Origin of the sequence: Myxococcus llanfairpwllgwyngyllgogerychwyrndrobwllllantysiliogogogochensis, assembly GCF_006636215.1 — a bacterium.
Lineage (GTDB): Bacteria > Myxococcota > Myxococcia > Myxococcales > Myxococcaceae > Myxococcus > Myxococcus llanfairpwllgwyngyllgogerychwyrndrobwllllantysiliogogogochensis.
The window spans coordinates 14,670-35,898 of sequence record NZ_VIFM01000101.1 but is presented as its reverse complement, the minus strand read 5'-3'; the positions used below and the strand labels follow the sequence as shown (position 1 = coordinate 35,898).

Below are 21,229 nucleotides of genomic sequence, written 5' to 3'. Positions count from 1 at the left end.
CCCCACACCCGCCCGTCTCCGCACCACCCGCCGCGTGATACGCCGCGAAGAAACCATCGCTCGGAATCGGCGAGCCGGTCGCCAGGGGCGACGCCTTGCTCTGATTGCCCGCCTTGTCGAAGGCGAAGGCGCGCACGCCGTACTCCTTGTCGTTCACCAGCTCATCCATCCGGAACACCGTGTTGTCGGACGTCTGCGTCTTCGAGCGCACCACCTCGCCCGCGGTGGCCGTCCCGCCATCCCCATCCCCTGGCACCAGCTCCACCACCTCCACCAGCATGCTCGTCGTGTCGCTGGGCACCGTCACGCTGACGCTCAGCGCGCTGTCCAGGCCCGTCACGCCCGGCAGTGCCGGCGCCTGGGGAGAGGTCGGGTCCAGGATGAAGTTGACGCTCGGCGAGCCCACGCTGGAGGTCGTACTGTCGCAGGCCCCAAGCGAGTCCTGCTTCTCCACCGTCGCACAGAGCCTGTAGGTCTTGTCCGCCGTCTGGGTTTCACACGTGAGACCACCCGCGGCGAGCGCATCACTCATGCGCAGCTCGAGCGTGCCGGACGTAGTGGCGGTGTTCCCCTCGGCGATTTCCAAGAGTTCCTTGTCCCCCTCGCCCGGTTCCCCCGAACAGTTGCCGTCCGACAACCAGAAGACGAGCGGACTGCACGCGAGGGTCCCCGTCCGCGACCAGGAGACGGACCTGCGATCGGCGCAGTTGGCCATGGAGACGACGATGTCGTTGTCGACGATGACCGAGCCGGAGAACGTCACGGTCTGCCCCAGGGCGGTCGACGCGAAGAGCAGGAGCACGGCGAATGTGAGGCGCATGGGTAGCCGGAAGCTAGCAAGCGGGAGGCCACGTTGAAATCGTTCCCGCAGGCCTACTTCTGGCCCTCGCGGGCCGCTCCGGCGAGCCAAACAGGCAGGGCGGCCGCGGCCGGCGTGCCAATTTGTCAGACGGGGCGTTCAGCCAGCTTCAGGCCGGCCTCCACCAGGTTGAGGGCGGCGCCCCGGGTGGCGTTGTCCACGGCGGCGAAGAGCGTCACCCACTCGGGGGCCTGGGGGAAGGCGCGCACCCGGCCCACGTGCACCGTGGGGTCCGACGTGACGAGCATGGGCATGGGGTAGATGCGCTCACCGGGGGTGTCCAGCACCTTGAGGGCGGGTGACGTCTTCAGGGCCGCGCGCACCTGCTCCACCGGGCCCGCCTTCTTCAGCTGCACGTTGAGGGTGAGGCCGTGGCCGTAGAAGCTGGGCACCTGCACCGCGGTGCCGGCGAGCACGGGCGCGTCGCCCCACGTCGCGAACAGCCGCGCGGCCTCCAGCGTCCAGCCGCCCTCCTCCTCCGTCCACGGGGAGCCCACCATGAAGCCGCCCACCTGGGGCACCAGGTTGAAGCCCACGCGGTGCGGGAAGGCGCTCGGGTCCGGCTCGCGCCCGGACATCAAATCCGCGGTCTGCTTCTCCAGCTCCGCCACGCCGCGCACGCCCGCGCTGGACACGCTCATCATCGCCGTCACCTGCGCGCGCACCACGCCGAAGGCCCGGCGCAGGGGCTCCATCACATGCACCGACGCCGTCGTCACCGCGCTCGGCAGGCACACCAGGCGCCCCTTCATCGTCGCGCCCAACAGCTCCGTGTTGAAGCCCGGCAGCACCAGCGGGACGTTGCCGTCGGACCGGAAGGCGGAGCTGACATCCACCACCCACGCGCCCGCGGCCTGAGCGGCCGGAGCCAGCGTGCGAGACGCCTCCGCGGGCGTGGCCAGCAGCACCAGCCCCATGCCCTTGAAGGCCTCCGGAACGGCGCGCTCCACCTCCAGCGAATCCTCGCCGTACTCCACCTCCAGCCCCTTCGAGCGCTCGGAGCCGAAGGCGCGCACCTGCTCCGCGGGCACGTCGCGCGCGTACAGCGCGGCCAACACCTCACGGCCCACCACACCCGTGGCGCCCACCACGGCAATCTTGAGATTCTCGTTCATCGCGCGTCCTTTGCATCGCCCGAGCGCGTGAGCGCTGGACGCTTCAGTCGTCCTTCAACCGCGCCGTGGGCGCAGGCCCCGGCAGCGGAGGGAACTTGGGGTTTCGCTCCGGCTCGGAGGCCCGCACGTAGTGCGGCTCCATGGCGAAGAGGGCCTCGAGCGAGAACGTCTCCGGCATGCGCGCCAGCCGCGTCAGCTCCACCGCCGAGGGAAAGTCCGGCCCCGTCAACAGTCGCTCCGCCGCCACGCCGTGCGACACCAGCGCCGCGCGGTAGTCCACCAGCGCCGGCCCCAGCGCCACCGCCCGCGGCTCCGCGGCCATGCGCGCGGCCACGTCCTTGGGCGACATGGCCGTCTCCGGCTCCAGCGCCTCCACCGTCGCGCCGCGCCGAACATACGCGCCCAGGTACAGGTCGTCCTTGCGCGCCACGGCCAGGCAGTAGAGCGGCACGTCCTCCGGGCCCTCCAGCGCCACGGCCGCCAACGAGGACGCGCCCGCGACCTTGAGGTTCGCCGCGTACGCCAGCGACTTCACCGTGGCCAGGCCGATGCGCAGCCCCGTGAAGGAGCCCGGGCCCAGGCCCACGATGAGGCCCTCCAAATCCGCCAGCTTGACGCCATGGCGGTCCAGCAGCTCACCGACGACACCGGGCAGCGCCTCGCTCTGCTTCACGGGAGGACGCACCACGGAGTGCTCCACCGCGCGCACGGCCCCCTCCGGCCCGCGCTCCACCAGGGCGAGCGACATCGTCAGCGTGGAGGTGTCCAGCGAGAGGAACATGGGCGCTCCCTACACCGGCGCGGCCCACATTGCGCGGGGAATCTCCGACACGGCGTCCTTGCAGCGGTACAGCCGCACGCGCACCACGCCCTTGTCCAGCATGCCCAGCTTGGAGGCGGCGGCCTTCGAGACGTCGATGATGCGCCCATCCACGTACGGCCCCCGGTCATTCACGCGCACCTGCACGGCGCGGCCGTTCTCCATGTTCACCACGCGCAGGCACGCGCCAAAGCGCTCCTTGCGGTGCGCGGCGGTGAGCTCGTTCTGGTTGAAGCGCTCCCCACTCGCGGTGGGACGGCCGTGCAGCCCCGGGCCGTAGAACGAGGCCAGCCCCTCGCCCACGTAGGAGCGAGGCATCTGCTCGCGCTTCGTCACCCGGGGCGAGGACGGCTCCGGGCTGGAGTCCTCACGCGAGTCCGGCTTCGCGGCGCGCGACGCGCACCCGGTGGAGATGCCCAGCGCCAGCAAGATGACGAAGGTGCTCGCGCGCATGGGACCTCTAGCGGGTGATGTCGTTGGTGAAGACCAGGAGCATCAGCAGGATGAGCAGCGCCAGTCCCACCATGTTGGCGGCCTCGCGCACGCGCACGGGGATGGGGCGACGGCGGATGCCCTCCCACGCGGCGGACAACAGCGCGAAGCCATCCAGCACGGGGATGGGCAGCAGGTTCATCACGCCCAGGTTGATGGAGATGATGGCCATCAGGTTGAGGAAGGAGTCGAGCCCCTGCTCGGCGCTCCGGGCCGCCAGCTGGTACATCATGATGGGGCCGCCCACCGTGCTCAGCGGCACGTCGCGGGTGACGAGCCCCCCGAGCACCTTCACCATCTGCCCCACGATTTTCGGCACCACGATGGCCGCCTGCTTCAGCGCCGCGGCCGGGCCCAGGTGCACCGTCACCTCGTCCGCCCGCGCCACGTCCGCGTCCACGAGCGTCCACCCGCGCGCGCCCAGGGAGAGCTTCGTGAGCTGCTGCCCCATGCCGTCCTCCGCCATCAGCGGGGCCTGCGAGAGCTTCTCGGTGTGCTCGCCGTCCGTGCTCCGCCACGTCAGCGTGAAGGGCTTCGCCTCCGCCCCGCTGAGCTTCACCTCCAGCATCCGGAAGGACGGGAGGACCTCGCCGTCCAGCGAGACGATGCGGTCACCCTGCTTGAGCCCGGCCTTCTCCGCCGCGCTGCCGGGCACCACCGTCGCCACGTACTGGTCTGCCGGCTCCGCGCCCAGCGCCGCCAGGCCCGCACCGGGCTGACGGGGCACCGTCACCTCCGCCACGCGGGCCACCTGCCCCTGCACCACGCCCGCCGCCACGGTGTCCATGCGCCGCACGACGACCTTGAGCGGCTCCCCTTCCGGGTGCCGGCCCAACTCCTGGTACAGCCGCGCCTCGTCCGGAACGTTCGTCCCGTTGACGCTCAGCACCCGGTCGAACGTCCGCAGCCCCGCAGCCTCCGCCACGGACCCCGGAGGCACACCCACCAGGGGCGGCTTGGCCAGCGGCAGCACGCCGATGAGGCCCCGCTCCACCGTGTCGATGGGCGACGTCTCCGTGTTCTTGATGGGCTTCACCGTCAACGTCACCGGCTGGCCATCGCGCTCCACGACGATGGGAATCGGCCGCTCGAAGCGCCCGACGAAGGTGTCCCGCATGTCGTCGAAGGTGCGCACCGACTCGCCCTCCACGGACAGCACCCGGTCTCCGGGGCGCATGCCGGCGGCGGCGGCGGGCATTCCGGGCTCCACGTACCCCACCAGGGTGGACGTGGCCTGGTGCGGGCCGAGGAACACGAAGAAATAGACGATGACGGGAAAGATGAGGTTGAAGGCCGGCCCCGCCAGGACGATGAGGCCGCGCTTCCAGGGGGGCTGCGCCAGGAAGCCGCGCCTGGCTTCCTCGGGGCTCAGTTCTTCATGGGGCAGGTCGCCCGCCATCTTCACGAAGCCGCCCAGGGGCAGGATGGCGATTTGATACTCCGTCTCGCCCTTCACGAAGCCGATGAGCTTTGGCCCGAAGCCGATGGAGAACTTGAGGACCTTCACCCCGCAGGCTTTCGCCACGAGGAAATGGCCAAGCTCGTGCACTGTCACGAGCACGCCAAGCAGGAGGATGAAGAACCCCAGGTTCTGAAGTGAGGGCATGGCGGCAACAGTAATCGTGAGCCCCCGGACGGACAACGCACATCCGGGCCCGCCAGCCAGGCGGGCGAGCGAAATCTCACGATTCTACGGAAGCAGGCCGCGCACGAACTGCACGTAGACGAACACCAGGGGGGCGTTGAAGAGCAAAGCGTCGATGCGGTCCAGCACCCCACCGTGCCCGGGGATGAGGAAACCCGAGTCCTTCACCCCGTAGGCGCGCTTCAGCATGGACTCGCACAAGTCACCCACGGGACCCAACAGGCCGCCGGCGATGCCCAGCAGCACGCAGTCCCACACGGTGAACACGGGGAAGAAGAAGCCCCGGGCGATGAACATGCCGCCCACCGAGCCGAGCATGCCGCCGAAGAAGCCCTCCCACGTCTTGTTGGGGCTCACCTCGGGGTACAGCTTGTGGCGACCCAGGAAGCGGCCGAAGAAGTACGCGGCGGTGTCGTTGGCCCACGTAATCGTCAGCGCGCAGATGACCCACGCCAGGCCATGGTCCGGCAGCAGCCGCAGCGCGGACAGGGCGGTGAGGCCCACGGCGCCGTACAGGAAGCCGTTGACCAGGTGGGCCGTGCGCGTGGGGGCCTCCGCGAGCGGGCCCTTGAACAGGTGGAAGATCCACGCGAAGAACGCGAAGACGATGGTGAGCCAGAAGGCCGTCTCGCCCGTGCGCGCCGCGTCCTTGAGCGGCAGGAACGGCATCACCGCGGCGAAGGCCATGCCCACCCAGGCGGCCGCGTTCAGCCGCTTCTGGACGATGAGATAGTACTCCCCCACGCACGCGGCGGCGGCGAGGCCCAACAGGCCCGCGCTCCACACGCCGCCGAGGAAGAGCAGCAACACCACGAGCGGCAGGAGCGTCAGCGCCGTCACGATGCGCACGACGAGGTTCTTGTTCTTGTCGTTCACGCCTTGGCCCGCTGGGGGGTGTCCTCCCGCTTGACTTGGGCGGAAGTGAGACCGAAGCGCCGCTCTCGCTGCTGGTACTGAGACACGCAGCGGAGAAACTCATCGGTGCGGAAGTCCGGCCAGAGGGCGTCGGTGAAGCACAGTTCCGCGTACGCCATCTGCCAGAGCAGGAAGTTGGACACGCGCTGCTCGCCGCTGGTGCGCACCACCAGGTCCAGCGGGGGCAGCCCGTTCGTCCACAGGAAGGACTCGAAGTCGGCTTCTTCCACCCGGCCCGCCAACAGCTCGCCCCGGGAGATGGCCTCCGCCATCCGACTGGCGGCGTGGAGGATTTCCTCCCGGCCGCCGTAGGACAGCGCCAGCGACAGCACCATGCCGGTGTTGTGCGCCGAGTCGGCGATGAGCCGGTCCAACGGCTCCCGCACGAAGCGGGGCAGGCGCCCCACGTCACCCACCGCGTTCAGGCGGATGCCGTTGTCGAGGATTTCGGCCCGCTCGCGCTCCAGGTAGTCGCGCAGCAGGTCCATCAGCCCGGCGACCTCCTCCGCGGGGCGGGCCCAGTTCTGTGAGGAAAAGGCGTAGAGGGTCAGGGCCTGGATGCCCACGCGGCGGGCGGTGCGGGTCACCTCCCGCACACTGGAGCTCCCTTCGCGGTGGCCCTCAAGTCGGTCCAGACCCCGCGACTCCGCCCACCGACCGTTGCCATCCATGATGATGCCCACGTGGCGCGGCACGGGCCGGGCCTTGACCTGATTTTCGAGGGCGGAAACCACTAGGGGGCGTTCCATTCGAGCCGCGCACCCTACCGGCGCAGAGGGGCCACGTCCACGAGCGCGTGGCCCAACCGTCGCCCGAGGCCCCTGGTCGGTCGCCCGCTCGGTGCGAGCGGCCCAGGACTCTCAGACCATGTAGGCCTGGGTGGGCCCGGCCCGGGTGCGGGCGGAAGGACGGATTCAGTCGACGGGCCAGTTGGGGCGGGCAATCTCGATGGGGCTGTTGTGCCAGGGCGAGTAGGCGGTGGCGTCGGCGACGCGGTAGGGCGTGCGGTAGGTGCGCTCGAAGTACTCGTCCCAGTGGGGCTGGGAGCCGTCCAGGTCGGTGAAGCCGTACTCGCGGGCCAGGGCCCAGGAGCTGTGGACGGTGCCGGCCTTGGTGGCGACGTTCGGGTCCGCGGCGAGCGCGGCGACGGCGCGGCCGACGTAGGACGGTGACTCGGAGGCGATGAAGTCCGGCTCCACTTTCGCGCCGTCGCGCCAAGTGGCCTCGGTGACGCCGAAGCCCTCCAGCATCTCCTCGGAGCGCAGGAAGCCGGGCGTCACGGCGAGCGCGGTGACGCGGGTGCGACGCAAATCTCGCGACATGGCGAACGCGAGCCGGATGACGCTCATCTTCGCGACGTCGTAGATGACGCTGCCTCGGTAGCCGAAGTGGTCGCCGTCGGTGATTTCGACGACGAGGCCCCGCTCCTGCCCGAGCATGAGCGGAACAGCGTGGCGGCTGGTGAGGATGTGGGTGAGCACGGCGCGCTCCAACACGGTGCGCGCGTGCTCGGGAGACTGCTTCCAGAAGGGAACGCCGAGCTCGGAGATGGCGTCGCAGCCCCAGATGTCATTCACCAGGATGTCGAGCCGCCCCTGCTCCTTCTGGATGCGCGCGCAGAGGGCGGCGACCTCCTCCGTGACGGTGTGGTCGCATCGGACGGCGATGCCGTGGCCCCCCAGCGCGGTGACCTGCTCCGCGGTCTCCTCGAGCACCTCCGGGCGCTTGGAGCCAGAGGCGGGACGGCCGCGCACGCTGCGGCCCGTGCAGTACACGGTGGCGCCGGCCTCGCCGAGCCGGGTCGCGATGCCCCTGCCCGCGCCCCGCGTGGCTCCCGCGACCAGGGCGATGCGTCCTTCGAGCGGCTTCTTCATGGTGTCTCTCCTCGGACCGGCGGAGGTGGGGTGCGGATGGCCGGTGATGGGAACACCTTACGGAGGCAATCATGACATCCCCTGTCATGATGGCCCGCGTACAGTGCGCGCTGGGATTTCCGACATGCGCGCCGACCGACTCGTCAGCCTGATGATGTTGTTGCAGACCCGTCCGAAGCGGACGGCGGGAGAGCTCGCGCGCGAACTCCAGGTCTCCGAGCGCACCATCCACCGGGACCTCGACGCGCTGTCTGCTTCGGGCGTGCCGGTGTACGCGACGCGCGGGTCCGCGGGAGGCGTCGCGCTGCTCGATGGGTGGAAGACGCAGCTCACGGGGCTGACGCGCACGGAGCTGCAAGCGCTGGCGGCGATGAGCGCCACACCGGGGGGACTGAGCGACCTGGGCCTGTCCGCGCCCCTGAGCAGCGGGTTGGTGAAGCTGGCGGCGGCGCTGCCCGTGTTGCAGCAGCCCGCGATGGAGTACGCACGGCAGCGGCTGCACGTGGATGCCTCCGGCTGGTTCACGGAGCGGGAGTCGGTGCCCCACCTGGAGGTGCTGCGCGAGGCGGCGTGGCAGAACCGGAAGGTTTCGCTGACGTACCGGGACTTCGATGGGAAGCAGAGCCGGCGCACGGTGGACCCGTATGCGCTCGTGCTCAAGGCGGACCGCTGGTACCTGGTCGCCGGGACGGAGAAGGGCCCGCGTGTGTACCGGGGCTCGCGCATCGAAGGTGTCCGGCAGCGGGGAGAGTCCTTCGAGCGGCCCGCGCGCTTCGATTTGCCCTCGTTCTGGCGGGAGTGGTGCGCGCGCTTCGCGGAAAAGGGAGCGCGGTACGAGGTGACGCTGCGGCTGACGGCGGACGCGGAGGCGACCTTGCGCCGGATTCGTCCGTCCACGGAGGCGCCACGGTTCGACTCAGGGCAGGTGGCGGACGGCCGAAAGACTGTCGTCGTGGACTTCGAGCGGGAGGCCATCGCGCTGGGCCAGCTCTGTGAGGTGGGCGGTGGCTTCGAGGTGGTGGAGCCCGCGTCACTGCGAACCCGAATGATTGCCCTGGCGACAGGGCTTCTCGCGGCGCATCCGGACACATCGACAGACGCGCCTGCAATACCCCGCCCGCGGCCTTCGTAAGGCCTTGCGTCGACCCGGCCCTCTCGCCGGAAGTCATGCTAGCGTGGCCATGCATGGATAAGTCCGCATTCCAGAGATTCATCAGGGTCCTCCCACCATTGATGAGCCTCACCCTGGCCCTCGCGGGAGCGGCCTCGGCGCAGCCGGTCGTCTCGCGGGCGACGCGGATTGCGACAGCGCCTGATGCCTTTCAGGAGCGCCTGCGTGACGCGGCACGACTGTACGAGGAACTGGCGTACGAACAGGCATTGCTCGCGCTCTCGGATGCCAAGGCCCTGGCGAGGACCGAGGATGAGCGAGCCGACGCGTTGCTCTATGAAGGTCTGGTGCTGGCGGACCTCGGCCAGCGACAGAAGTCCCTCGTCGCCTTCCGGCAGGGATTGACGCTGCGTCCCCTGGCGTCGCTTCCCGTGAAGGTGTCCCCCAAGGTGCAACGGGACTTCGAGAACGTGCGCCGGGAAGTGTCGCGGGACCTTGCGCGGAATGCGCCCCCGAACGCGGGCAGCACCGGTGCCACCGCCATGCCGGAGCCGAAGGTGCCCCACTCGGACAACCTGGAGCGTCCCATCCAGGAAGTCCCCGAGGTCGCGCTGGTTCCAGTCCACCCGGAGGAGGAGGCCGCGGAGTTGCGAATGGCGCCTCCGAACGGAGCGCTGTCCAGGCTCCGTCCCATCTCGATGGTCCTCGCGGGGGCCGGGCTCGCGGCGGGCGGAGTCGGGAGCTACTTCGGACTTCGCTCCCGGGGGAACATCCAGAATGCCCGCGAGGCCACGCAGGTCGACGCACAGCGAGGGCATCTGGACTCGGCCCGGGGACAGGCACTCGCCGCGAATGTCCTGTTCGGCGTCGCGGTCACCTCGGTCGCGGGGGCGGTCATCACCTACTTCACCGGCTCCGAGCCCGAGAACGAGGAGGTGCATCCATGATGCGCCCTGCCCTCTTGTGCCTGCTGTTCGCCACGGCCTGCACAGTGCCAGACCTGGATGAGCTGTATCCGGACTGCGACGGCCATCTTGACCTCGAGACCGCTTTCGACGGTCAACCGGCCAATGCGGTGCTCGGCGGTGGCACCGCATGTCGAAGCATCCACCTCACGGTAGCCCTCGTGGAATTCAGCCCTCGCTGCGTGCTCGTCCGTGCCCGGGACGCGGGCAGCGGGAAGGAGGTCTCACAAACCTTCAGGGACGTCCTGATCGGCGCAGGGCCCGGCTTCAATCTTCGAGTCGTCGTCTCTCCACCCAAAGGTTGGGGACCCACCGTGGAAGTGGAGGCAAGAGCCTTCGAGCAGAGCTGCGAGGGAGTCGCGGTGGGGATCAACCTCGCGAGCGTCACGGTGGCCAACAACAGGGGGGTCCCCGCCACGCTCCGCATCGAGGCCCAGGACGCGGATCGGGATGGCTATGTCAGTCGCGTCAACGGCGGAACGGATTGCCAGGATGACCAGAGTGACATCAACCCCGGCGCGGCGGAGCGGTGCAACGCGCAGGACGACAACTGCGACGGAATCAACGATGAGGCGCACTTCAACCTGGGAGGTCAGTGCACGCTCAGCGCGGGGTGCCAGGGTGTCTACCGCTGCGACGTGACGGACCAACGCCTCTCCTGCGACAGTCCCTCCGCGCGGTTGGCCTACCTGGACCAGGACCGAGATGGACATGGACAGAAGGGAGTCACCCCGACGACCTTCTGTGACGCGGTGCCAGCCGGCTACGTCACCGCCCCCCCGGATGACTGTGATGACACGAACGCCAGCATCTATCCGGGCGCTCTGGAGCGCTGCGACGGAGTCGACAACGACTGCGATGCAATCCTCGACGAGGGTTTCCCCGGGCTCGGCTCGACGTGCACGGATTCTGCGACGCAGTGCACGGGACAACTCCAATGCGACACAAGTGGCACCACTCTCGTCTGCGGGGCCACGCAGTCCGTCCCGGCCTGGTACCTGGACGAGGATGGCGACGGCTCTGGCCAGACCTCCGGAGCCATCCGCTCCTGCGTGCACCCCGCGGGCGACTACGTCAGCAACACCGGCGACTGCGACGATGGGAACCCCCTCACCCATCCTGGCGCGCCGGAGCTGTGTGACGACCTGGACAACGACTGCGACGGTCAGAAGGAAGGCCCGACCCAGTGCCCGGGAGGACTCACTCCCACCTGGGCCGGGCAGACGGTGGCCTCCACCAGCCAGACATGGATCTCCGCCTCCTCCTGGACTCGCGGCGGGGTCTGGGTGGGCGGCGACGAGAACTTTCGAGCAAGGCTGACCCCCGGGCAGGTGACGTTCACGGTCCTCTCCGACTTTGGCTGCGGCATGACGGACGCCGCGTGGACCAGCGTCTGGGCGGACCCGACCACCGGTCGCGCGTGGCTCGGCTCCGTCGACGGGAGGAAGGCCCGCCAGGACTCCTCGGCGTCGAATTGCGTCCAGGTCCAGAACGACAACCTGTGGGTCCACGGCCTGGTGGGAGTGCGGAACAACAACGTGCTCACGCTCTACGGAGCGACCGACAGCCTGGCCTCGGACGAGGGCGCGGCCTTCACCTGGAACGGCACCGGAACACCGACCTACAACCCCATCAACAACAACTTTCACTATGTCTACGACGTGCATGGAGCGACGGCGGACACCGTCTTCATCGTGGGAGGCCCCGCGACGGACGCGCGTATCTATCGCTACAACCGAAGTTCCGGCGAGTGGGATACCGAGGCCGTCGAGGACGTCGCACCCGACCTCGACACGCTCCGGGGTGTCTGGGTGGCGAACGCCAGGCTGGCCTTCGCGGTGGGAGACACAGGCACCGTCCTGCGGTGGCACCTGGGTCAGTGGACCCGGCTGTCCTTTCCCACGACGCACGACCTGACCTCGGTCATCGCCTTTGGCGCGGGGTCCGCCTATGCGACCTGCAAGAGCGGACACGTCTACCGTTACAATGGGCAGACCTGGCAGCAGGTCCATTCCACGGGAGGCATCCGCCTCAATGACATCACGGGCACCGGCCCCGACGACCTCTGGGTCGTGGGCACCAGTGGCCGCATCCTCCACTGGCCCGCATGGCCTTGAGTGCGGCCCCGGGTTGTGAATGAGCCCGGGCGCTCGGCGCGGACTGGTCAGTAGGAGACAGGCACGAGAACGCCCGCGGCCACCACCGTGAGCACGAACAGGAGCGGCGTGGACACGATGATCCACAGCTTGTGATTCTCCAGCTTGTGCCCGAAGAACAGCCAGAGCAGCCCGGAGGCGGGAATCATCGAGGCCGCGGGGAAGGCAAACACCCCCCACTCCGGGCCGCCACTGACGCCGCGACTTTCAAGCTCGATCGCGCGGAGGAAGAACACGAGCAGCAAAGCCCCGCTGCCGCCAACCAGCCCGTAAAGCCATTTCTCTGCAAGGTGCATGGGCGCAAAGCCTACAATTTCATTCCGACACCGCGCATCCGCCCAGGCCACTTTCAGGCCACGGGCAAGACGCGCCTACTCCGTGTGGAAGTTGTGCTTGAAGATGTTCTTCTGCCTCGCCTTCACCTCGTATGTGAATGTCTCGTCCTTGCCCAGCGCGGTATTGATGAGCCGGATGGTGTGCTTGCCTTCGGGCAGCGAGATGGGGTCCACCGGCGTCTGCCCGAGGCTGTCTCCGTCCACCACGACCGTCGCATAGGGGCGGATGCGGAACTCCAATATGCCCGTGGCCACGACCTTCGCGCGCGGGCGCGGTGGCGGCGCGGCCTTCGCGACAGGTTTCACCTCGGGCAACACGGGTACTGGCGCGGCGGAAGTGCCGCCAGCAGCGGACACGACAGCCGGCGGCGCTTTCTCCACGGGCGTCGCGGTCACCCCCTTCGGTGACGGTACCGGCGCGGTGGGCGGAGGCTCCGCCTTCATCACCGCCACTTGCGGCGCCTGTCCCGCCGGCGGGGCATCCCCGCCCGCGACCCGCTCCTGCGCGGTGGAAGGCTTGGGCGGCTCCACCGTCGACGGACGCTTCGCCTCCGGCCTCTTCCCCAAGGGAAGAGGAGGAGGCACCACGACAATGGGTTGCTCGCCCCGAGTGGCCACCACCGCCACGCCGCCGAGCACGAGCACCGCTCCACCCACGAGCACGGCGAGGAGTCCCGTCGAGGCCTTGCTCGCCTTGGGGGCACGCACCTGCGCGCCCGTGGAGATGGCGTCCTCGTCCGCCCCGCCGCCATTCGTCGGGACGCGCTCCTCCGCATCCCGCTCGGACTCCCCCGACGGCCCCGCGGGCGCTGTCACCGCGGCGATGCCCGACGCGTTCCAGCCCTCACCCGCGCTTCGAGCCTCGGAGGCCACCCCACCCTGCGCCGGCAGCATCGGACGGGAGGCCGGCTTGCGTCGCGCCCCCGCCGCCTTCGCCGCACGCTCCGGAGCGTCCGAGCCCTTGCCGCCCTCATTCGAGACGGGCTGCGGACGTCCCTCCGCAATCATCCCCCGCACCGACAGCGGCATGGGCGTCGTGGGAGACGTCGAGTCCACGGGCGGAGGCGGAGGCCCCTTCGCCTCTGGAGGCGCCGCCATGGACTTCGGCGTGCTCCCGGGCTTCGCGGGCGTCGCACCTCCCATCGCCGCGGGCGAGGCCACCACCGGCCCCGACATACCCTCCGCCACCAGCTTCGCCACGAACTGCGCGAGCTGGTACGCCCCCACGGACTCACCCGACGACAGCAGGTAGCGCTCCAGGTCCGCCTGGAGCGCGCGGCAGTCCGCGTAGCGGGTGTCCCGCTCCTTCGCGAGCGCCAGGTCCAGAATCTTCTGGAGCGCCACCGGCACATCCGGCCGGCGCTCCACCACGGGGATGAACGGCTCGAACAGGATGGCCTGCATCGTGCTCGCCTCGGTCGTCGCGTCGAAGGGACGCTTGCCCGTCAGGAGCTCGTACAGCACCACCCCCAGCGCGTACACGTCCACGCGCCGGTCCAGCGGCTTCGTCCGGAGCTGCTCCGGTGGCATGTACGCCACCTTCCCCTTCACCACGCCCGTCTGCGTGCGGTGCCCCTGCCCCGCCACCTTCGCCACGCCGAAGTCCACCACCTTCACCGCGCCCTGCCGCGACACCAGGATGTTGTCCGGACTCACGTCGCGGTGGATGAGCCCCAGGGGCTCTCCAGTCGCCGGATCACAGAAGTCGTGCGCGAAGGACAGGCCCTCCGCCGCGAGCGACACCAGCTTCGCGCACATCATCGGGGGCAGGGGCTGCTCCGCCGCGCGCTTCACCAGCCGCCGCAGCGTGGGCCCGTCGATGAACTCCATCGCCAGGAAGTAGCTGCCGTCCGCCTCGCCGAAGTCGAAAATCTGGACGATGTTCGGGTGCTCCAGCTGCGCGGCCAGCCGCGCCTCCCCCAGGAACATCTCCACGAACGCTGGGTCCTCCGCCAGGTGCGGGAGGATCCGCTTCAGGACGAGCGTCTTCTCGAAGCCCATGGGGCCCGCGGCCTTGGCGAGGAAGACCTCCGCCATGCCCCCCGAGGCAAGCTTCCGGACGAGTTGATACTTCCCGACTTGCATTTGATGAAGGGTTCTCCCAGGTTTCCCTGGAAAAGTGAAATGCCTGCCCGAGTGTTCTGCCCCGGACCATGCAGCCAGGCATCATCAAGTTTGACCGTGACGCGACGCCGTCCGTAGGATCCGCGCACGCATGCCCCCGAAGGTCATCGGTCCCTACCGCGTCCTGGAGACGCTCGGCAGCGGCGGGGCCGGCACCGTGTACCGGGCCCTGGACCGCCGCAGCAACGACGAAGTCGCGCTCAAGCTGCTGTCGGCCGGCCCCGCGCTGGACGAACGGGCGGCGCGACGACTCGCGCGTGAATTCGAGACGCTGGCGGACCTGTCCCATCCCAACGTGGTGAAGGTCTTCGAGGCGGGGGTCCATCAGGGCTGGCCCTACCTGGCCATGGAGCTCATCGAGGGGCTCACGCTGCGCCACTACCTGGACATCCGAGGGGACGACCTGCTGTCGCCCATCAGCGGCACCACGCCGCGCGGCCTGTTGACGGTGCGGCGCACCGCGGACGAGGACTTCGGCCCTGGCAGCGACAGCATCTCCAACGCCGACGCCGCGGGTGACGCCCGCCCCGCGGCGGAGGGGCTGTTCAGCATGGACGCCTTCAACGAGGAGCCTCCCAGCGAGGACCTGGACCCCTACGGCGCGGGGGAAGGCGAAGACGAGCTGGCCTCGGGCTCCGGCTCGGATGACTCGATGGAGGGCTTCGACCTGCCCCCGCCCGCGGCTCGCAAGCTGGTGGACGACGGCCGGGCGCCGCGCGAGGAGGACCTCAACCGTCCCGAGCGCATGGGGCGGCTGAAGGACACCATGCTCCAGCTGTGCGAGGCGCTGGCCTACATCCACGGGCACGGGCTGGTGCACCGGGACTTGAAGCCGTCCAACGTCATGGTGGACGAGGACCGGCAGGTGCGGCTGATGGACTTCGGGCTGGCCAAGTTCCTCGCGGACGACGTGGCGATTACCGAGGCGGGCAAGCTGGTGGGCACGTACCGCTACATGGCGCCCGAGCAGATTCTCGGGGAGCCGTTGGATGGGCGCTCGGACCTGTACAGTCTGGGCGTCATCCTCTATGAGCTGCTCAGCGGGCGGCCCCCCTTCGATGCGAAGACGCCGCACGAGCTGTGGCGGCAGGTGCTGGAGACGGAGCCTCCGCCGGTGCTGGCGCTGAACCTTCATGGGGACCCGCAGTTCGCACGCGTGGCCCACCGCCTCATCCGCAAGGAGCCGGACGACCGGTTCCAGACGGCCGAGGAAGTCTACGAGGCTCTTTCCGAGTGAATCCCTCCAAGCTGCACACCTTCACCGTGGACGCCGACAAGGCGGGCCAGCGGGTGGACCTCTTCGTGGGCGAGGCGCTGGGCCTGTCGCGCGCGCGCCTCAAGCGACTCTTCGATGCGGGCGCGGTGAAGGTGAACCACCGGGCGGCGAAGAAGGGCCTCACGCTCACGGCCGGGCAGCAGATCTCCGTGGTGGTGGAGGAGGAGACGCGCGAGGCGGTGCCCGACGAGGAGTTCCCGCTCGTCGTGCTGCACGAGGACGCCGCGCTGGTGTTCGTGGACAAGCCCGCGGGCCGGCCCTCGCATCCGCTCCAGTCGGGAGAGACGGGCACGGTGGCCAACGCGCTGGTGGCGCGCTACCCCGAGTGCGCGCAGGCGTCGGTGGACCCGCGCGAAGGCGGGCTGTGCCACCGGTTGGACGTGGAGACGTCGGGCGTGGTGGTGGCCGCGCGCTCGCGCACGGCGTGGGATGCCGTCCGCGCGGCCTTCGGTGAGCGCGCGGTGGACAAGCGCTACCTCGCGCTGGTGACGGGGCCCCTGGTGGACGAGGGCGACATCGAGCTGCCGCTGCGCCATCACCCGCGTCACCCGGACCGGGTGGAGCCCGCGCCACACGGCGCCGAGGACGCGCGCGAGGCGGTGTCGCGCTTCCGCGTGCTGGCGCGCGTGGGCGAGTACAGCCTGGTGGAGGTGCGCATCCTCACGGGCGTGTTGCATCAGGTGCGCGCGCACATGGCGGGTATTGGAGCGCCCATCGTCGGCGACACGCTCTATGGCGGGCGCGAGGCGCCAGGGCTGGGGCGCTTCTTCCTGCATGCACGGGCGCTCGGGTTGCCGCATCCGGAGACGAAGAAGCCGATGCATGTAACGAGTCCCCTGCCCCCGGAGCTGCGCGCGGAGCTGGAGCGACTGGGCTTGCCCCTGCCTCGCGGCGAGCGCGAGGACGAGAGTCCGGCGAGCTGACGGGGCTGCTCACTTCCCCAGGGACTTGAGCATCGCCCGAGCCGCATTGGATGCGCCGCCCGTGGGCACCAGTAGGAGGTACTTCTTGAAGGCCTCCGCCGCCTGGTTGCTGTCTCCCAGGGATTGGTAGGCCATCCCCAACGACAACCAGGCGCGAGCATCGGCGCCATCCGCGCGAACGACGTGCTGGAGCAGGACCACGCCCTCGCGCAAGGACTTCTCCGACTCGAAGCCGCTCACCAGCAGGAGCCCCAGCTCCTTCCGGGCTTCATGCGAGCCGTCCTTGAGCACAAGGGCTTTGCGATAGCTGACCATCGCGGCCTTGGTACGACCTGCCTGCTCCGCGGACCGCCCTGCCTTCATCAGCGCGGCGAACTCGTCTTCGGGCGACAGCGCCTTGACGCCCGCGGCGGACACGACAGGAGGAGGACGCGGAGCGGATGTCGCGCTCCCTGGCTTCGGAGCATCAACGAGGATGGCGACCGCGACAGTCGGGGCCTTGTCCTCGCGAGCGGGTGCGACGGCCGCTGTGCCCGCATCCCTCTCGGGCAGAGACGTCGGACTTGCGACCTCGGGGGTCTTCTCGGGAGACAACGGGACTGCCGGAACCTGGACCTCCGCCAGTTCGTCTGAAGGCACCGGGGCCCCTGTCGTGGGCGACGATGGGGCCGTGGAAGCCTGCTCCGCTTTCGGGGCCGGGGCCGACACCTTGGGGCTCGACTTCCCGCTCAGCGTCCACGTCACCACACCCAGCGCCGCCGAGAACAGGAGCGCGGCTCCAAGCCCCGCGCCCAGGCCTTGTCGATACGAGGTCCACCGGTGGGTGGAGACCTGCGTCACCACGGGAACCTCGTTCATCGTGGCGACAGTGCGAGTCTCCGCGGCGCGAGCCAGCTCCTCCCGAAAGGGCGTGGGCACCTGGGGCTCGCGTCCCTCTTCACGCAACTCCATGGTGAACAGCGTCTGGACGAGCCACGCCACCGACATGGGCGAGAACCGAGGCGTCGTCGCATAGAGAAACCCGGAGAGCGCTTCGGCGAAGGCGTGCGCGGACTCGAAGCGCTCCTCCTTCTTCACGGCCAGCGCCTTCTGGACGATGGCATCCAGCTCCACGGGCAGCTCCGGGCGCAGCGTCCTCGGTGACGGGAACCGCCCCTCCTGCAACTGGTGCATCACCACATACTCGGGGCCCTGCAACGGCAAACGCCCGCACAGCATCTGGTAGAGCACCACACCGGCCGCCCACACATCCGTGCGTGCGTCGACGTCCTCGCCGCGCGCCTGCTCCGGCGAGAAGAAGAGGTACTTGCCCTTCACCACACCGGGCTCGGTCTTGAACCCTCGCAGTTCGCGCGCCTTGGCGATGCCGAAGTCGACGATCTTGACCTGCCCCTCGTAGCTGACCAGGACATTCTCCGGAGAGACGTCCCGATGGACGATGCCCAGGGGAACACCCCGGCTGTCCGCGCGCGTGTGCGCGTAATGCAGCCCTCGACAGACCTCCAGCGCGATGAAGACAGCCTGGGCCACCGGCACGGCGCTCAGGCCATGCTGGAGCGCGCGCTTGATGATGCGATGAAGCGGCGGCCCGTCCACCAGCTCCATCGCCAGGAAGTGCTCGCCCTCCGTCCGTCCGAAGTCGAAGACCTGGGCGATGTTGCCGTGGGACAGCGACGCGGAGATGCGAGCCTCGCTGATGAACATCTGGATGAAGCGCTCATCCTGCGCGTACTCCGGCAGCACCTTCTTGATGAGCACGGGCTTCGTCACGCCCGCCTCCCCCACCAGCCGCGCGCGCCACGCTTCCGCCATGCCGCCCTTGCCAAGCCTTGACACCAACGAATAGCGACCAAAGGGCTTGGAGGGGGCGGAATCCATGAGGCGTGCAATGTAGCCCCACGAATCGCATCAGCCCAGAGCAACCCCTTGGGCTGGGAGTCCATGGAGGCCCAAGGACAATCGGACGGGCGCCATGCAGCGAACGCACCAGCCGTATGGGCCTTCAGACCCACCCCGGGTCAAGGTGCCTCGGGCTCCTCGGGTTGTTCGGTCGCCGCGCGGTCCTCGACGGGGGTTCGACAGACATCCGTGCGCTGGTAGCGCCTGACAATGAAAGCCCTGCCGGCAATCGTCCTATTGTATACACGCCGCATGACCCCCACTCCTCGAGAAACCTCAAGACGACGAAGACTGGTGCTGGCGGCCTGTGTCGCTGGCCTGGGCCTGGTCGTACCCCAACTCTCCTTCGCGGACCCCAATTGCCTCCCCGGCGACACGCGGCCCATCTGCAACCCCACGGAGACAGAGCCCCCACCACCAGTGCCCTTCTGGATTCAAAACGGCCAGCGCTTCTTCGTGATTGGCACCTACGACTACCCCAAACGAGATAACGCGGACGCGGGTCTGGCGGATCTTCTCCCAAGCCTTGACAAGACAGACCTCGGGCTCGGAGAACTGGGTCGCGCGGGATTCAATGCCGTCATCGTGGACATCCATGACCTGACTCCCGCCGACCTGGACAAGATGGAGTCGCACGGGGTCCATGCCCTGGGCAAAGCCTGGAATTGGAGCGATCGGGGAGGGGCACTCAGTGAACTGCACTGGGTGCGAGAGAAGGACGCCCAGCACCATATCGGCAGCGACCTGGACCTCAAGATCCAGGCACTGAAGGGCAAGCCTGCATTCCTCGGCTACGAAAGCCAGGACGAGATGGGCTGGAACAAGGTCGGTTCAGGGCAGGTCGCGCAGTTTGCCGATGGAGGGGTCAATCTGGTTCTGACAGCGAGCCAGCGTGCTCGCATTCCCAGCGTGACGGAGGCCACGAGCTTCCGCGCGTTCGTCAATTCCAGGGACCCCTCGCATCTGGTCTATTACACGGAGGTGGCCGCCCCCAACGCGGGTGGCTTTCCGTCCGGGGGGCCCCTGCTGCCAGGCCTTTCCCCCGCCGCATACGAGCAATGGAGTGACGGGGCGAACGCGTGGGGACACGACAGGTATCCCATCTACGTGACGCTCGAAGGCTACTCTCCGCCATTCCCGGAAGCCCCGCTCATGGGTCCAGCAGAAACCCTCGATGCCATGCAGGTGCTCTATGATCAGGACTCCGCGTCGCCCTATGTCGCCAAGGGCCCCATCCTGATGGTGCTCCAGGGACAGGGCGGAGGGGAGTGCTGCTCCACTTGGCAGAACCCGCTGACAGGACGGCGTCCCAACTACATCGAGACTCGCTTCATGGCCTACTCCTCCATCATCCATGGGGCGCGTGGCATCTTCTGGTGGGGGACGGACGCCATCGAGCAGAACTCCCAGCTCTGGTGGGACATCAAGAAGGTCGCCTCGCAGCTTCGCATCCTGGAACCCGCGCTGGTCGCGGATGGCACTTGGGGGTTGATGCTGACTCCCGGACTCGAAGGCACGCACCGCATCATCGGGCAACGCCATGTCGTCATCGTCGCCAATCACACGTCCAGTCCCATCACCGCCACCATTCACCCACAGACATGGAATGGCACGCTGCCCGCTCGCAGCCTCTTCGAGCAGCGCAGCCCCATTCCATACAGCTCCAGTCTAGGGGGATGGGAGGACACCTTTGGTCCATGGGAAGTACACGTCTACACGGATACGCCCATGTATCAGCGGAAGGATGATTTCGATGGGGATGGTAAGTCGGACTTCACCTGGTATTGGAAATCACCCGCGATGCCCCAGACGGGACTGCTCACGGTGAAGACCAGCTCCCTGCCAAGACCGATGGGCCTCGCAGGTGGGCTCCCCGGGGACATCTCGCTCACGGGTGACTATGATGGCGATGGCCTCACGGACTTCGCCGTCTACACACCTGCCTGGAGCGCCACTACGCCTGGGTTCTTCTCGGTGTGGCGGAGCCAGGGACAACACTGGAGCTGGTTCGACCTGGGCGGGCCTGGCGACATCCCCCTTGCCGCGGACTACGACGGCGATGGGATCACTGACATCGCCGTGTACCAACGCTTCCCGACTCCCGAGGGGACCCCTCCCAATCTCGTCTATGGACAGTTCAAGTGGATCTCGAGCCAGACTGGAGACCCCGAACCCGTCCTCTTCAAGGCTGGCGAACCCGACGACGTGCCCGTCGTCGGAGACTTCGATGAAGACGGCAGGGATGACTTCGCCCTGTACAAGTACAAGAGCAGTACGGGTTGGGGCGGCTGGTTCTCTGTCTGGGTGCGACAGGGAACGGGAGGGTTCTGGGATTGGGACACGATGGGACAGGTGGGAGACATTCCTGTCATTGGCGACTACGACGGCGATGGCGCCAGTGACCGGGCGCTCTATACGCCCCGCTGGCCCGCGAATGACGGCGGCGGCTACTTCACCATCTTGCATAGCTCCACCGGGACGTCCCACGTGAAGTTCCTCGGAGGAGTCAGCGACGTTCCCGTCACGGGCGACTACGACGGCGATGGGAAGACGGACATCGCCGTCTACACGCCTCGAGCGGGCACGCCCGAGACGGGCGGGTTCTACACCGTCACCTTCTCGAGCACGCAGACCACGAGCACGCAGAGCAGGACCGGCGTGCGCGCGGGAGAGATGCCCATGGGCAAGGAGTGGCAGCACTGACAGGACGTGACGCCCTC

The 21,229-nt window shown here is 68.6% G+C and carries 17 protein-coding genes; 6 read left to right on the top strand and 11 right to left on the bottom strand.

Going from position 1 to position 21,229, the window contains the following annotated elements:
* The 8 genes from FJV41_RS24140 to FJV41_RS24105 all read right to left on the bottom strand — a co-directional run.
* On the bottom strand, positions 1–820 hold an 820-nt coding region (locus tag FJV41_RS24140; protein WP_141644895.1), incomplete at its 3' end, for an MXAN_2561 family MXYO-CTERM-anchored protein.
* A gap of 125 nt (positions 821–945) precedes the next feature.
* Positions 946–1,974: an aspartate-semialdehyde dehydrogenase gene (locus FJV41_RS24135; RefSeq protein WP_141644894.1), complete on the bottom strand. Its 1,029-nt coding sequence runs from the start codon at positions 1,972–1,974 to the stop codon at positions 946–948.
* Between the two features lie 43 nt (positions 1,975–2,017).
* Positions 2,018–2,755, bottom strand: coding sequence for a tRNA (adenosine(37)-N6)-threonylcarbamoyltransferase complex dimerization subunit type 1 TsaB (tsaB, locus tag FJV41_RS24130; protein ID WP_141644893.1), 738 nt, complete (start codon positions 2,753–2,755; stop codon positions 2,018–2,020).
* A 9-nt stretch (positions 2,756–2,764) separates the two neighbouring features.
* Positions 2,765–3,247, bottom strand: coding sequence for a septal ring lytic transglycosylase RlpA family protein (locus tag FJV41_RS24125; RefSeq protein ID WP_141644892.1), 483 nt, complete (start codon positions 3,245–3,247; stop codon positions 2,765–2,767).
* A gap of 7 nt (positions 3,248–3,254) precedes the next feature.
* Entirely contained in the window at positions 3,255–4,892 is a 1,638-nt protein-coding gene (gene rseP / locus FJV41_RS24120) for an RIP metalloprotease RseP (protein ID WP_141644891.1), read from the bottom strand.
* Between the two features lie 84 nt (positions 4,893–4,976).
* The gene (locus FJV41_RS24115; protein WP_141644890.1) at positions 4,977–5,807 is read right to left on the bottom strand and encodes a phosphatidate cytidylyltransferase; all 831 of its coding nucleotides are present in this window, start codon (positions 5,805–5,807) and stop codon (positions 4,977–4,979) included.
* A complete protein-coding gene (gene uppS, locus FJV41_RS24110; protein WP_141644889.1) occupies positions 5,804–6,595 on the bottom strand; it encodes a polyprenyl diphosphate synthase in 792 nt (263 codons plus the stop codon). The genes FJV41_RS24115 and uppS overlap by 4 nt, the downstream gene beginning before the upstream one ends.
* A gap of 165 nt (positions 6,596–6,760) precedes the next feature.
* Positions 6,761–7,720: an SDR family oxidoreductase gene (locus FJV41_RS24105; RefSeq protein ID WP_141644888.1), complete on the bottom strand. Its 960-nt coding sequence runs from the start codon at positions 7,718–7,720 to the stop codon at positions 6,761–6,763.
* Between the two features lie 124 nt (positions 7,721–7,844).
* Here FJV41_RS24105 and FJV41_RS24100 point away from each other — a divergent pair, with 124 nt between their 5' ends.
* From FJV41_RS24100 to FJV41_RS24090, 3 genes are all read left to right on the top strand, one after another.
* Positions 7,845–8,852 carry a helix-turn-helix transcriptional regulator gene (locus FJV41_RS24100; protein WP_141644887.1) on the top strand — a complete coding sequence of 336 codons (1,008 nt, stop codon included), beginning with the start codon at positions 7,845–7,847 and terminating at the stop codon, positions 8,850–8,852.
* 101 nt (positions 8,853–8,953) lie between these two features.
* Positions 8,954–9,778: a tetratricopeptide repeat protein gene (locus FJV41_RS24095; protein WP_246137377.1), complete on the top strand. Its 825-nt coding sequence runs from the start codon at positions 8,954–8,956 to the stop codon at positions 9,776–9,778.
* Positions 9,775–11,913 carry a putative metal-binding motif-containing protein gene (locus FJV41_RS24090; protein WP_141644885.1) on the top strand — a complete coding sequence of 713 codons (2,139 nt, stop codon included), beginning with the start codon at positions 9,775–9,777 and terminating at the stop codon, positions 11,911–11,913. The genes FJV41_RS24095 and FJV41_RS24090 overlap by 4 nt, the downstream gene beginning before the upstream one ends.
* Before the next feature lie 47 nt (positions 11,914–11,960).
* Here the strand turns inward: FJV41_RS24090 and FJV41_RS24085 are convergent, their stop codons facing one another.
* Positions 11,961–12,248 carry a hypothetical protein gene (locus tag FJV41_RS24085; RefSeq protein ID WP_141644884.1) on the bottom strand — a complete coding sequence of 96 codons (288 nt, stop codon included), beginning with the start codon at positions 12,246–12,248 and terminating at the stop codon, positions 11,961–11,963.
* A gap of 75 nt (positions 12,249–12,323) precedes the next feature.
* Entirely contained in the window at positions 12,324–14,372 is a 2,049-nt protein-coding gene (locus FJV41_RS24080) for a serine/threonine protein kinase (protein ID WP_141644883.1), read from the bottom strand.
* Positions 14,373–14,502: 130 nt separating this feature from the next.
* Between FJV41_RS24080 and FJV41_RS24075 the strand changes: the two genes are divergently transcribed.
* Complete coding sequence (locus FJV41_RS24075) at positions 14,503–15,648, top strand: serine/threonine-protein kinase (RefSeq protein WP_141644882.1); 1,146 nt, start codon at positions 14,503–14,505, stop codon at positions 15,646–15,648.
* Positions 15,645–16,610 carry an RluA family pseudouridine synthase gene (locus tag FJV41_RS24070; RefSeq protein ID WP_141644881.1) on the top strand — a complete coding sequence of 322 codons (966 nt, stop codon included), beginning with the start codon at positions 15,645–15,647 and terminating at the stop codon, positions 16,608–16,610. The genes FJV41_RS24075 and FJV41_RS24070 overlap by 4 nt, the downstream gene beginning before the upstream one ends.
* A gap of 9 nt (positions 16,611–16,619) precedes the next feature.
* Here FJV41_RS24070 and FJV41_RS24065 read toward each other — a convergent pair whose 3' ends face one another.
* Positions 16,620–18,422, bottom strand: coding sequence for a protein kinase domain-containing protein (locus tag FJV41_RS24065; protein ID WP_246137376.1), 1,803 nt, complete (start codon positions 18,420–18,422; stop codon positions 16,620–16,622).
* Between the two features lie 381 nt (positions 18,423–18,803).
* Here FJV41_RS24065 and FJV41_RS24060 point away from each other — a divergent pair, with 381 nt between their 5' ends.
* Positions 18,804–21,212, top strand: coding sequence for an FG-GAP and VCBS repeat-containing protein (locus FJV41_RS24060; RefSeq protein WP_141644879.1), 2,409 nt, complete (start codon positions 18,804–18,806; stop codon positions 21,210–21,212).
* Positions 21,213–21,229 lie beyond the last annotated feature (17 nt).

What these genes read in the sequence shown, in the direction of transcription:
- FJV41_RS24135 (WP_141644894.1), bottom strand. Translation starts at nt 1,974, where the DNA reads ATGAACGAGAATCTCAAGATTGCCGTGGTGGGCGCCACGGGTGTGGTG.
- tsaB (WP_141644893.1), bottom strand. Translation starts at nt 2,755, where the DNA reads ATGTTCCTCTCGCTGGACACCTCCACGCTGACGATGTCGCTCGCCCTG.
- FJV41_RS24125 (WP_141644892.1), bottom strand. Translation starts at nt 3,247, where the DNA reads ATGCGCGCGAGCACCTTCGTCATCTTGCTGGCGCTGGGCATCTCCACC.
- rseP (WP_141644891.1), bottom strand. Translation starts at nt 4,892, where the DNA reads ATGCCCTCACTTCAGAACCTGGGGTTCTTCATCCTCCTGCTTGGCGTG.
- uppS (WP_141644889.1), bottom strand. Translation starts at nt 6,595, where the DNA reads ATGGAACGCCCCCTAGTGGTTTCCGCCCTCGAAAATCAGGTCAAGGCC.
- FJV41_RS24105 (WP_141644888.1), bottom strand. Translation starts at nt 7,720, where the DNA reads ATGAAGAAGCCGCTCGAAGGACGCATCGCCCTGGTCGCGGGAGCCACG.
- FJV41_RS24100 (WP_141644887.1), top strand. Translation starts at nt 7,845, where the DNA reads ATGCGCGCCGACCGACTCGTCAGCCTGATGATGTTGTTGCAGACCCGT.
- FJV41_RS24095 (WP_246137377.1), top strand. Translation starts at nt 8,954, where the DNA reads ATGAGCCTCACCCTGGCCCTCGCGGGAGCGGCCTCGGCGCAGCCGGTC.
- FJV41_RS24090 (WP_141644885.1), top strand. Translation starts at nt 9,775, where the DNA reads ATGATGCGCCCTGCCCTCTTGTGCCTGCTGTTCGCCACGGCCTGCACA.
- FJV41_RS24085 (WP_141644884.1), bottom strand. Translation starts at nt 12,248, where the DNA reads ATGCACCTTGCAGAGAAATGGCTTTACGGGCTGGTTGGCGGCAGCGGG.
- FJV41_RS24080 (WP_141644883.1), bottom strand. Translation starts at nt 14,372, where the DNA reads ATGCAAGTCGGGAAGTATCAACTCGTCCGGAAGCTTGCCTCGGGGGGC.
- FJV41_RS24075 (WP_141644882.1), top strand. Translation starts at nt 14,503, where the DNA reads ATGCCCCCGAAGGTCATCGGTCCCTACCGCGTCCTGGAGACGCTCGGC.
- FJV41_RS24065 (WP_246137376.1), bottom strand. Translation starts at nt 18,422, where the DNA reads ATGGCGGAAGCGTGGCGCGCGCGGCTGGTGGGGGAGGCGGGCGTGACG.